The organism is Actinomyces sp. Z5 (assembly GCF_003287795.1).
In the GTDB taxonomy this organism is placed as follows: Bacteria; Actinomycetota; Actinomycetes; order Actinomycetales; family Actinomycetaceae; genus Actinomyces; species Actinomyces glycerinitolerans.
In genome coordinates, this window is record NZ_QMIN01000100.1 from 10,476 (window position 1) to 22,104 (window position 11,629).

General features: G+C 71.1%; 8 protein-coding genes. 2 read left to right on the plus strand and 6 right to left on the minus strand.

The window, feature by feature from the left end; translation table 11 throughout:
- Positions 1-80: 80 nt before the first annotated feature.
- The 5 genes from trxA to DRB06_RS13525 all read right to left on the minus strand — a co-directional run bounded on the left by trxA (position 81) and on the right by DRB06_RS13525 (position 8,019).
- Entirely contained in the window at positions 81-407 is a 327-nt protein-coding gene (trxA, locus tag DRB06_RS13505) for a thioredoxin (protein ID WP_073333402.1), read from the minus strand.
- Positions 408-483: 76 nt separating this feature from the next.
- Entirely contained in the window at positions 484-1,410 is a 927-nt protein-coding gene (trxB, locus tag DRB06_RS13510) for a thioredoxin-disulfide reductase (RefSeq protein WP_073333400.1), read from the minus strand.
- 116 nt (positions 1,411-1,526) lie between these two features.
- Positions 1,527-5,243: a murein biosynthesis integral membrane protein MurJ gene (locus tag DRB06_RS13515; RefSeq protein WP_111820237.1), complete on the minus strand. Its 3,717-nt coding sequence runs from the start codon at positions 5,241-5,243 to the stop codon at positions 1,527-1,529.
- Positions 5,240-7,513, minus strand: a complete 2,274-nt coding sequence (locus tag DRB06_RS13520; RefSeq protein ID WP_111820238.1) for a DUF6049 family protein — start codon at positions 7,511-7,513, stop codon at positions 5,240-5,242. Before DRB06_RS13520 ends, DRB06_RS13515 begins: the two co-directional genes overlap by 4 nt.
- On the minus strand, positions 7,510-8,019 hold the full coding sequence (locus tag DRB06_RS13525) for an NUDIX hydrolase (RefSeq protein ID WP_073333394.1): 510 nt from the start codon (positions 8,017-8,019) through the stop codon (positions 7,510-7,512). Before DRB06_RS13525 ends, DRB06_RS13520 begins: the two co-directional genes overlap by 4 nt.
- 66 nt (positions 8,020-8,085) lie before the next feature.
- Between DRB06_RS13525 and DRB06_RS13530 the strand changes: the two genes are divergently transcribed.
- Together DRB06_RS13530 and DRB06_RS13535 are read left to right on the plus strand one after the other, a co-directional pair.
- Positions 8,086-9,612: a CCA tRNA nucleotidyltransferase gene (locus DRB06_RS13530; protein WP_111820239.1), complete on the plus strand. Its 1,527-nt coding sequence runs from the start codon at positions 8,086-8,088 to the stop codon at positions 9,610-9,612.
- Between the two features lie 419 nt (positions 9,613-10,031).
- Entirely contained in the window at positions 10,032-11,063 is a 1,032-nt protein-coding gene (locus tag DRB06_RS13535; RefSeq protein WP_146750906.1) for a hypothetical protein, read from the plus strand.
- A 67-nt stretch (positions 11,064-11,130) separates the two neighbouring features.
- On the opposite strand, the gene DRB06_RS13540 is transcribed toward DRB06_RS13535, so the two are convergent.
- A complete protein-coding gene (locus DRB06_RS13540) occupies positions 11,131-11,415 on the minus strand; it encodes a hypothetical protein (protein ID WP_111820241.1) in 285 nt (94 codons plus the stop codon).
- Between the last annotated feature and the right edge of the window lie 214 nt (positions 11,416-11,629).

Genomic DNA, 11,629 nt, shown 5'->3' on the forward strand with positions numbered 1-11,629 from the left:
CGTTTGTGCCGATCTGCGACATTCTTGCGGGGCGGCGCCCCACAGCCCGCTAACCGGGCACGGCGCGCCAAGTCCCCCGGTCAGGCGATGACCTTCTCCAACTGCGCCTTGAAGGAGGCCTTCGGGCGGGAGCCGGCGAACTGGTGGACCACCTCGCCGCCCGAGACGACGGCGAAGGTCGGGATGGAGCGCACGCCGAAGGAGCGGGTGGTGGCCGGGTTGGCGTCCACGTCCAGCTTGACGAACTTGGCCCGCTCGCCCAGCTCGGCCGCGACCTCATCCACCACCGGGGCCATCTGCCGGCAGGGACCGCACCACTCGGCCCAGAAGTCGATTACGACCGGGACATCGGACTGCATGACCTCTGCCTCGAAGGTGGCGTCGGTGACGGCGTGGGTGTCAGACATGGGTAACTCCTAGTTAACAATGAGTCTGAATAAGTATGAGTTTGTATGGATGAAGTTGCGTGGATGCGTCGCCGGCTCAGGAATCCAGGTCGGCCAGGTAGGCCTCCGCGTCCAGGGCCGCCCGGCACCCAGAACCGGCGGCGGTTACCGCCTGCTGGTACTCCGGGTCGGCGACGTCGCCGCAGGCGAACACGCCGGGGATGTTGGTGCGCTGTGAGGGAGAGTCGACCTTGATGTAGCCGGCGTCATCCAGCTCCAGCACGCCCTTGACCAACTCCGAGCGCGGGATCTGCCCGATGGCCACGAACAGGCCCGCGGCCGGGAGGTCGCGGCGCTCGCCGGTGACGGTGTCCTCCAGGGTCACCGACTCCAGGCCGTCGGCACCGTTCAGGCCGACCACCCGGGAGTTCCAGGCGAAGTCGATCTTCTCGTTCTCGCGGGCGCGCTGAGCCATGACCGCACTCGCGCGCAGCTGGTCGCGCCGGTGCACCACGGTCACCGAGGAGCCGAAGCGGGTCAGGAACAGCGCCTCCTCCATGGCGGAGTCGCCGCCGCCGACCACCACGATCGGCCGGTCCTTGAAGAAGAAGCCGTCGCAGGTGGCGCAGTAGGACACCCCGTGCCCGGACAGGCGCTCCTCGTCGGCCAGACCCAGCTTGCGGTACTCCGACCCGGTGGACAGGATCACGGTGCGCGCCTCGTATACGGCGTCGTCGGTGGTGATGCGCTTGATGTCGCCGGTCAGGTCGAGAGCGATCACGTCCTCGTAGCGGATGTCGGCGCCAAAGCGCTCGGCCTGCTCCTGCATCTGCGTCATGAGGTCCGGGCCCATGACGCCGTCACGGAACCCGGGGTAGTTCTCCACCTCGGTGGTGTCCATCAGAGCGCCGCCGGCGGTGACGGAGCCGGCGAGGACGATCGGGTGCAGCTGGGCGCGGGCGGCATAGATCGCCGCGGTGTAACCGCCGGGGCCGGAGCCGACAATGACGACGTCGTGGACCATGACTCTCCTGATTCTGCGTCTTTCTCGTATGTGCCGGGCGCCGCCGCGTTTGCGGGAAGCGCCCGCCCGATGCCCGATGAACCGGGGCGCGGGGCGCTTTGTTCCGGCGGGGCCGGCTACTTGAGGGTGATCTCCGAGATGGTGAGTTTGAACTGCCCGTCCGCGGCGGTGGGCAGGTTGGTCACCCAGAGCACCACGGACCCGGTGGTGGTGGGATCGAACTCGAAGGAGGTCGTGCCCTCGGTGAACGCACCCTCGGCCAGCAGCGTCCCCCCGGTGGGGTCATCGGCGCTGGTGGCGCGCACCTGCACATTCCCGCCGCTGCCGGTGCCCTGCACGTCAATGCCGGAGATCTCGGCCTCCTGCTCCAGTGTCACCGCCATGCCGATGCCCGGCTTGCCGGCTGGAGTCGATTCCAGGTAGAAGCGTGAGGACCAGGCCTGGTCGGTGTTGCCGTCTATGACCAGGTAGGCGTTCTCCGGGTGCTCGTTGTTGTTCCCGAAGGGGTCGAGGGACTGAGCGGAAGCGGGTGTGATTGGCGCACTGGGCTCGGCCTGCTCCTCCTCCGGCTCCGGCGCCGGCTCGGGTACGGCGGACTCCGAGGCGGTGGGCACGGTCTTGGCGGCCGGGATGTTGTCGTCCTGGAACTTCACGCCGGCCAGTCCGAGCAGGTTGTTCACGGCTAGGGCCACGCCAACCAGCACCGCCAGTACGACGGCGACTAGCACGGCGGTGGTGGTCCGGTTGACCGCCCGCTCCTGCGCGTCCTCCTTGTACTCCGCTTCCGGCTCCTGCGCGGCGAAGTCCAGGGCCTCCAAGTACTCCTCCTGACGCGGTGGCGCCGCGGTCTCGGAGGACGGTGCCGGCGCTGGGTTTACCCGCACGGCCGGCCGACGCTCCGGCGGGGTGGTGGCCTGCTCGCTTGCGGTTGGGGCCGGCGTGGGTTCATCCATGGGAGCCGCCGGGCGGGCACTGGACCGACGCCGTAGCCGCGCCAGCACCCCGCCGGCCATACCGGTCAGTGCGCCGGCCGACCCCGACGCCGCCGACTCCGTTTCTGCTGGCGGTTCGGGAGCCGGACCGGGTGCGGCCGGGGCGGCGAGCTCAGCAAGCGAGCCGGGGTCCCAGGGGGCCAGGGCACCCGCGACCTCGGCGGCTGAGGTGGGTGCACTGGCCGCGTCGCGCCATGTGCGGGCCACCAGCCGGTCCAGGGCGGCATCGACGTCGTCGGGCGTGCGCGCGATCTGGGAGGGGGGTACGGGAGCGCCGCCGGCCATGGGGGCGGCGGGCAGGCCGGCGCGTTTGCCCGGCCAGCGCCGGGTCAGTCCGAAGTACAGCAATTCGACCAGGGCGCGGGCGTCGGCGCGGTCGCCCGCGAGCGGGTCGGCCTGCGTGCCCGCCTCCAGCCCCAGCACCGCCGCTTCCACGCCGATGCCGGAAACCTGCACGGTGCCGTCGGGCCGCACCCGCACCGACTCCGGCGATAGGTTCAGGTGGTGCAGGCCGCGGCGCGAGCAGGCGTCCAGGGCCTGGGCGGCCTCACCCACGATGGCGCGCACCTGGTCGGCCCGCAACCCGGAGTTGACCAGCGCGGAGAAGGTCCGGCCCGTCATCGGCTCGGTGACAATGAACGACGGGGTGGCCGCCTCGACGTCGTAGACGCGCTGAATCCGGGTGTCATCGACCAGCACGGCGCGGGTGGCCACTTCCAGCACCTCCCGGCGGTGCGGGGTGGCATCGGTGAGCATGAGTACCGTGACCGGGCGGTCCAGGATCGTGTCCCGGCCCAGGTGCCGCACAATGCGCGGCAGCGTGGCCGGCATGGTGGACAGCAGCTCATACCGGCCGGAGCCGATCGGCGTTGCGTCCGCCATGAGGTCGCCTCCCACGACTGGTAGTGCCTGCGTGTTAAAGGCGAGTCTAGCCGGATCTGCGGGCCACACCGCGGCCGGGGCGAAACCGATATGTGAGGCCGCCGGTGCCGGCCTGGGTGCGGGCGGGAACGACGGCGGCAGGACCGGGGTCGGTTCCACCGGCGCGTGCGCGGCCAGTGGCGGCGGTGGCGCCAGGGCGCGGCCCATGCGCACCACCGCCCGGCCCACCGGCCCGGGCAGCATCCGGCCGATCTTCGCCACGATCCGCGAGAGCGGGCCGAAGAACACGTCCAGTTCCTGCACCCGCAGCAGCTTGGCCACGGCCAGGTACACCAGGGTCATGACGGCGGCGACTATCAGCACGGTCACCAGGGCATCCACCTGCCGGGTTCCGGTCAGGGAGCCGTCGGCCGAGCCCAGCAGGCGGCGCACCCCCAGTCCGACGAGGATCGCGGGCAGTGCCGCCACGATCAGTCGCACGTAGGTCCCCACCACTCGCGGCCCGTCCAGGTCCGGCAGGTGGCGGCGGATCAGTGGCACCAGCACCAGGAATCCGGCGATCTGGCAGGTGGCCGAGCCCACCGCCGCCCACACCATCCAGTGGTTGGCGGGGGCCAGCAGGTAGGCCATCAGGCAGATCAGGACCGGGATCAAGCCCACCACCGTGTCGGCGATCAGCAGCCGCTTGGTGTCCGCGTAGGCGAGCATGACCCGCTGCATGGTGAACCACGCGCCCTGCCCCACGATGCCGGCGGCCAGCACCGTCAGGATCGGGGCGGAGGCGTGGGCCTGCTCCGTTGAGAGGGAGGGGACGAACACCTGCAGCGCCGGGGCGGCCAAGGTGCCGATACCCGCGGCGAACAGCACCGTGAACACCGCGATCGAGCGCAGCCCCAGGGACAGGTCGTCGCGCACGCCTGCGCGGTCCCCGGCGGCGGCCTTCTCACTCATGCGGGTGAACAGGGCGGTGATGATCGAGGTGGTGATCAGGGACTGCGGCAGCATGTACACCAGCTGGGCGTTGGCGTACATGGTCGTCGACGGGACGATCACGTCCGCGTAGGCGGACGACTCGGCGGCCGTGACCGCCCGTGAACCCAGGTTGGTGGCGGCCAGGTCACCCAAGGAGACGATGGCCGTGCCCAGCAGCGCCCACAGCGCCACCTTGGACATGTTGCCCAGGCCCATGCCGCGCACGCCGAAGATGAGCTTGGGGTGGAAGCCGGAGCGGACCAGCGGGATGTACAGGATCAGTGCCTGCGCGGCGATGCCCAGCGTCGTCGTCGCCCCGATCAGGGCGATACGGCCCGCGTCCCAGATGCCCGGGTCCTGCCCGGAGGTGTAGCCGCCGTAGATATGCAGGTAGGCCAGGATCGAGGCGATGGAGATGACGTTGTTCAGCACCGGTGACCACATGTACGGCCCGAAGCTGGAGCGGGCGTTGAGCACCTGCCCCCACAGGGCGTACAGACCGTAGAAGAAGATCTGCGGCATGCACCAGAAGGCGAAGGCGAAGGCGAGCGGCTGCCAGCGCCCCAGGCCGGATGCGTACAGCATGATCACCAGTGGTGCGGCGACCGTCAGCAGCGCGGAGACGGCCGCGATCACCATGGAGGCGGCCGTCAGCAGCCGGTTGACCAGCTCCTCGCCGTTGCGCTGGCGCAGCGCCCGCACGATCTGCGGCACCAGGATTGCGTTGAGGATCCCGCCGATCAGCAGGTTGTACAACTGGGTCGGCACGGTGTTGGCGGTGTTGAAGGCGTCGGCCGCACCCGAGGCGGTGGCACCCAGGGCGGTGACCAGCAGGGCGTTGCGCACCAGGCCGAGGATGCGGGAGGTGAGCGTACCCGCCGCCATCACGGCGCTGGAGCGGGCGATGGACGGCGCCGGCTTACCCGTCCGGGAGGGCTGCTTCGTGGCCGGGCCGGCGGTCTGGGACTGGGCCCCGTCCTGCTTCATCTACGCTCCCTGGGTGTGGCGGTGCGGCGCCCCCGGCGCACGGTACGGATAATCCCGGCGACCAACAGGATCACCAGGATCCCGCCGAGTACGCGCGTGCCCACATTCTCCCAGTCGGCACGCACGCGCAGGTGCACCGTGGAGGGCGTGCCGACATTCGTGCCGTCCTGCGCGCGCAGCTGGATGGTCAGGTCGACGTCGCCGGAGCCGACGGCGGTCACCGGTACGCTCGCCGTCACCTGCCCGCCCGCCGGCACGGTGACGGTGACGTCCTCATCGGTCTGCAGGCGGGTGGAACTGGACTCCAGGTGCACCTCGACGCTCACGTCTTGGTCCAGGGTGGACACGATGCGCACCGGCAGGTCCGCGGAGGAGGAGATCAGGTTGATGGTGCTCGACGGCGCTGCCGCCAGGGCGTCGGAGACCGCCTCCCCGCGGGCACGGGACTGGGCGATCATGGTCGTGCAGGCGGACTCGTCGGCCCGCCAGGACGCCGACGTGGCCAGGGCGACCACGTCGGTGGACATGCCCAGGGCCCGTTCGGGGTCGTCCAGGATCGAGGCGACCGAATCCAGGTGGTCCTCCGCCGCCCGTGCCGCCGACAGGGTCATCGCGGTCACCTCGCCCTGTCCGCTGGCCGAATCCGGCAGCGGCACGCGGGCCACCTCCGCCCCGGACTGAGCGGAGTCGGCAGCCGATTCCAGCAGCGCGTGCAGGCCCTGCGGCTGCGTCCAGGTGGAATTGGTCAGGGCGGTAAGGCGCTGGGCCAGCACCTGCGGGTCCAGCTCGGCGGCCGCCTCACGGGGGACAACCACCACCATGTCGCGGCTGACGGCCGGCGCCTGCCGGGTGACGATGGCGGTCTGGCCGCGCAGCAGCTGGACGGCGTCGAGGTCGGACAGCTGCGCGTCCCCCTCGTCGGTGAGCAGGCTGCCGCCGATCGCCGCCGACATTCCCGCATCCGGGATGAGCACCGTGCGCCCATCCAGGGTCATGGTGCCCGACGGCGTGTAGGTCAGGTTCACGGCCACGGGCGCGTCACCGGGGGCGGCGACGACAGTGGTCACCGAGTCGGGCAGAGCCGCGAGCGTGGTCGCATCCAGTGCGCCGGCCGCCCAGGCGACGGAAGTGTCGGCACCGGCCTGCGCCGCCGCACTGTCGGCGCTGCGTTGCAGGGCCGAGGCGAGCAGATCCGTCTCGCCCAGGTGTGCCAGGGCGGTCAGGTCGGCGTCGCCCCAGGGCAGGGCGACCACGTCGCCGGCAGCGACCGCGTCGGCGAGCGCCTGCTTGAGGTCGGTGGCGTCGGCCGTCTCGGATGGGCCGCCGTCGCCGGCGGCCGACGGGGTGGGTGAGCCGGTGGCGGCGGCGCTGGTGGGCGCGGTCGATTCCACGCCGAGGACGGCGAGCAGGGCCGGGTCCACGGCGAGCACCACGCCGTCGCCGGCGAGCTCCAGCAGGCCCAGCACCCGCTCATGCAGCGCCGCGAGTGTCTCGGCATAGTCGGCGCCGGAGTCGGTGGCGGAAGCGGTAGCGCTCGCGGTCGGCGTCGGGGGGCCGGCGTGGTCGGGGAGCGAGCCCGGGGCGGGGGAGGTCAGTGCCAGCAGCTCGGCCGGCGAGGCCGTGACCGGGACGAAGGCGGTCACCCGCGTGGGGCTTACCTGTACGCCCGGGTTCCACAGGACGATGGTGCGGTCCTGCGTGAGCGTGGTGTAACCCTGGGTCAGTGCCACCTGTATGCCGCGCGGGCCCCACTGCTCGGTGTTGCGCAGCGGCAGGTTGTCGGCGCTGATGGTGAGCCGGAAGTCCACCGCCGCGCCGGGTGCCACGTCATCCGTGAGGGTCTCCAGGGCGATGGTCGCCAGCGGCGTGTCCTGCTCGTCGGCGAGCCAGGAGGCCAGGCCGTCCGTAGTCATCTCGGTGCGCGACTGCATCTGCGCCACCAGCGTGGCGCCGGAAAGCGTCTGGTCGGTGCCGTTGGTAATCGTGCCCGTCAGCGTGACGTCCTCGCCGGTGCCCAACACCTGCGGCGCCAGGCTGGTGACGGCCAGGGTCACCCGTCCGGCGGACTCGTCGTCGGTGTCGGCTGGGAGCACGGTGGTGGCAACCGCCCCGGGCAGGACGTCGCGGGCGGCCGGGCCGGCGGTGCCTGCGTTGGCGCGCGCCGGGGATAGGGGCAGCGCGCCCACCAGCACGAGCACCGCGGCCAGCACCGTCAGCGCTCGCCGGGCGGCGCGGGCGACCCCCGAGCGGCGCGGCATGGCGGAGTTCACCCGTCACCCACCAGGATCTCCCTGGCGGCGGCGACGATCCGACGCTCATTGGGGTAGGCCAGGCGGCGGGCGACGTCGTCCAGGGTCACCCACTCGACGTCCTCCGCCTCATGGTCGGGATCGTTCTCGGTGGTGAGGCTGCCGCCGAGCGCCTCCAGCAGGAAATGGTGGACGACCTTGTGCACACGGTGATCCTCACCGGCGAACCAGTAGTCAACGGTGGCCAAGTGCCGCAACACCCGGCCGGTGATGCCGGTCTCCTCCGCGATCTCCCGCACGGCCGCCTGCTCGGCGGTCTCGTTGCCCTCCAGATGCCCCTTGGGTAGGCACCATTCCAACCGGCCGCCCCGGTTGCGCCGCGCAATCACAGCGGTCACGGCCCGACCGTCCTGCACGTCGATGATCAGTCCGCCGGCGCTTGTCTCGTCGACCACCGGCAGCGAGCGTGCGGCCGTGCGCCGCGGCCGGGTACCGGCGCGGGGCATACGAGAGCGGTGGGAGGACATGGGGACACTCTAGGCGGTTCACCGCCCGATCGGCTCCCTTGGGTTCCGCGTGGCAGGCTTAGGCCGATGACCGACCGCCCGACCGCCCCCGCCCACACCCCCGCCTCCCGCCCCGGACGCGGCCCCCGCAGCGCCGTCGTCCCCGACGAGCGCCCCGACGCCGACGGCCTGACCCCCACCGCCCGGCGGGCCCTGCGCGCCCTACCGGACTCCCTGCATGAGTTGGGTCGCCGCTTCGCCGACGCCGGGTATGAACTCTCCCTGGTCGGCGGCCCCGTGCGCGACGCCTTCCTCGGCGTGGTCCCGCACGACCTGGACTGCGCCACCTCCGCCCGCCCGGAGGCGACCGAGGCGATCATGAAGGCCTGGGGCGACGCCTGCTGGGACGTCGGCAAGGCCTTCGGCACCATCGGGGCCCGCAAGGGTGACGACGTCGTCGAGGTCACCACCTACCGCACCGAGGAGTACGAGGCCGGCTCCCGCAAGCCGGCTGTCGCCTACGGTGACAGCCTCACCGGCGACCTCACACGCCGCGACTTCACCGTCAACGCCATGGCGCTGCGTCTGCCCGAGCTGGAGCTCGTGGATCCCCACGGCGGCTTCGACGACCTGTGTGCGGGCGTGCTGCGCACCCCGGTGTCCGCCGAGCAGTCCTTCGACGACGACCCCCTGCGCATCATGCGGGCCGCCCGCTTCGCCGCCCAGCTCGGCTTCGACGTCGAGCCCGACGTGCTGGCCGCCATGACCGATATGGCGCCACGCCTGAAGATCGTGTCCGCCGAGCGGGTGCGCGCCGAGCTCGAGCGGCTGCTGCTGGCGCCCTGGCCGCGGCGCGGGCTGGAACTCATGGTGCACACCGGGGTGGCCGACGTGGTGCTGCCCGAGCTGTCTGCCCTGCAGGAGACCGTCGACGAGCACAAGCGCCACAAGGACGTCTACGAGCACACCCTGACGGTGCTGGAGCAGGCGATCGATCTGGAGACCGGGCCGGACGGGCCCGTGCCCGGCCCGGACCTCGTGCTGCGGCTGGCGGCGATCTTCCACGACATCGGCAAGCCTGCCACCCGGCGCTTCCTGCGCGACGGCACTGTCACCTTCCACGGGCATGACCACGTCGGCGCTCGCATGACCGCCAAGCGCATGCGCGCCCTGCGCTTCGACAAGCAGACCATCAAGGACGTCTCCCGCCTGGTGGAGCTGCACCTGCGCTTCCACGGTTACGCCGACGCCGCCTGGTCCGACTCCGCCGTGCGCCGCTATGTGGCCGACGCCGGGCCCCTGCTGGAGCGTCTACACCGGCTGACCCGCGCGGACGTGACCACCCGCAACAAGCGCAAGGCGCACATGCTGGACGCGGCCTACGACGACTTGGAGGACCGCATCGCGCAGCTGCGCGAGGAGGAGGAGCTGGCCGCCATCCGCCCGGACCTGGACGGCAAGCAGATCATGGCCGAGCTCGGCGTCGGGCCCGGGCCGGTGGTCGGCGAGGCCTACCGCTTCCTCATGGACCTGCGCATGGAGAAGGGCCCGCTGGGCGAGGACCTGGCGCGCGAGGCGCTGCACTCCTGGTGGGCGGCGCGCGGCGGGAAGTAGCTGGCGGGCGCGCGGCGAGCCGACACTGCGGGTGTCGCCGTCGGCAATCGCCCTGGTCAACTAGCCGGAGGGTGCGCTCTCTTCGTCTGCAACGCCTCTTCCCCGTTAACGACGTCTGCAACGCCCCTTCCCCGTTAACAACGCTACTTAACGTTCTGCTGAAGGCCTCGGAGGTATACAGCAGACGGTTAACTGGCGTTGTTAACCCCGAACCGGCGTAATAGACGGGCTTGCGAGTGCCCTTGTCCGCAACTGGGCCGACTATTGGTGCCGTGTGTGTGGCGCTCGACCGGGCCACCCCCTGGTCAGCGCCGTCATGACATCTCACCGGGGTCCACAGGCTGCGTTCGCGACACCCCAATCCACAGAGATCGCGGGGCGCGGTGGCGCCGCCGTCGGGCCGCGGCGATTCTGCTGACATGCAGCGCTACCCGACCCCGCCGGAACGTCCCCGCATGTTGTTCACCGCCGACCGCTCCAACGGAGACCTGGCCGGTCGGCGCGATCTCATACGGGTGGCGCATGGCAGCTACATGTTCATTCCCGACCGGGATACGCCGACCTGGCGCCTGAAGGAACTCGTCACCCTGGCGCGCTGCGAGGCGGCGCTGCGAGCCTCGCCGTCGGCAATCGCCCTGACCCACGAGGCGGCGGCGGTGGTGCTGGGGCTGCCTGTCTTAGAGTCCGAGCCCTGCATCCGCCTGGCGGTGCCCGGGAACCGATCGCGCAGCACCATCGTTTTCCCAACGGTCAGGTACGGGCCGCCGGAGGGCCGACGTCATGGTCGGTCGGCGACGCTGCTGCGTTCGACGACCGCGCCGGCGCCGGAGGAGGTCGTCAACGTGGGCGGGTTGCGGGTGACGACGCCGCTGCGCACCGCCATGGACTGCGCCTTCGACCTGCCGGTGCGCGAGTCGTTGCCGGTGGTGGACGCCGCGCTGCGGGCGGTGTGCCGTCCCGACCGCTTCAACCGACGCTGCTACGGGGAGATGGAGATCGACGCGGCGCGCGAGCGGTTGATGCGCATGGTGGAGAGCCAGGGGCGCCGTCACGGCAAGCGTCGTGCCAGGGTGGCGGTGGCGTTGGCGGATCCCTTCGCGGAGTCGCCGGGCGAGAGCGTGCTGCGCTGGGCGGTCGGTGTTGCCGGGGTGGCCGAACCGGTGACGCAGCGGCGCTGGATCGGCGACGATGCGCACGAGTACTTCCTCGACGTCGCCGTGGACAGTGCCATGGTGGACCTGGAGTTCGACGGCTACGGCAAGCTGGCGACGTCGGCGGACGTGCGCGCGGAGAAGCAGCGGGAGATGGTGCTGCGGCGTGGCGGGTGGGCGGTGCACCGCTTCGAGTGGCGGGAGTTGGCCGATCCCGAGCGGTTGGTGCGGCGGGTGGAGAGCCTGTTCCCGCCGCAGGTCATGCGCGGGGTACGGCGTCGCCGCGACCTGTGGCTGTAGGGGGCGCGGGGCGGTGGACAAGGTCGCCCGGACGGGTGCCCAAGGCGCGTGCCGGGGAGGTTCTGCGTCAGGGGCCGATGACGCTTAGCGGGCAGGTCACGGTGCCGTCCGGCAGGGTCGCCGTCGGGCCGGTGCCGGTGACCACAAGCTTGAGTACCGGCTCCCCGACCGCGGAGGTGTCAATCTGCTGCACGGTGCGGGCCAGTGAACGGGCGCCCTTCTCGATCTGGGAGGTGCCCGATATCACCTCGACCGCGGCCCACCGGCCGCCGGGGAAGGTAAGTGTGGCGTAAAGCGTCGTGGACGCGCTTGCGGTGAGGTGGTCGGTAGCAATGAAGGCGCCGAGGCTCACCCGCACCCGTAGAGCTGCCGCGTTTGGACCACGTCATGGTGCGCTTGAGCACGCGCAGGAAGCGTCCGGGTGGGTGGTGTCGGCGACCAACCTGATCTACGAGCTGACAGGGGCATTCGCTCTTCTCGTCTGCAACGCCTCTTCCCCGTTAACAACGCTACTTAACGTTCTGCTGAAGGCCTCGGAGGTATACAGCAGACGGTTAACTGGCGTT

What these genes read in the sequence shown, in the direction of transcription:
- trxA (WP_073333402.1), bottom strand. Translation starts at nt 407, where the DNA reads ATGTCTGACACCCACGCCGTCACCGACGCCACCTTCGAGGCAGAGGTC.
- trxB (WP_073333400.1), bottom strand. Translation starts at nt 1,410, where the DNA reads ATGGTCCACGACGTCGTCATTGTCGGCTCCGGCCCCGGCGGTTACACC.
- DRB06_RS13515 (WP_111820237.1), bottom strand. Translation starts at nt 5,243, where the DNA reads ATGAAGCAGGACGGGGCCCAGTCCCAGACCGCCGGCCCGGCCACGAAG.
- DRB06_RS13525 (WP_073333394.1), bottom strand. Translation starts at nt 8,019, where the DNA reads ATGTCCTCCCACCGCTCTCGTATGCCCCGCGCCGGTACCCGGCCGCGG.
- DRB06_RS13530 (WP_111820239.1), top strand. Translation starts at nt 8,086, where the DNA reads ATGACCGACCGCCCGACCGCCCCCGCCCACACCCCCGCCTCCCGCCCC.
- DRB06_RS13535 (WP_146750906.1), top strand. Translation starts at nt 10,032, where the DNA reads ATGCAGCGCTACCCGACCCCGCCGGAACGTCCCCGCATGTTGTTCACC.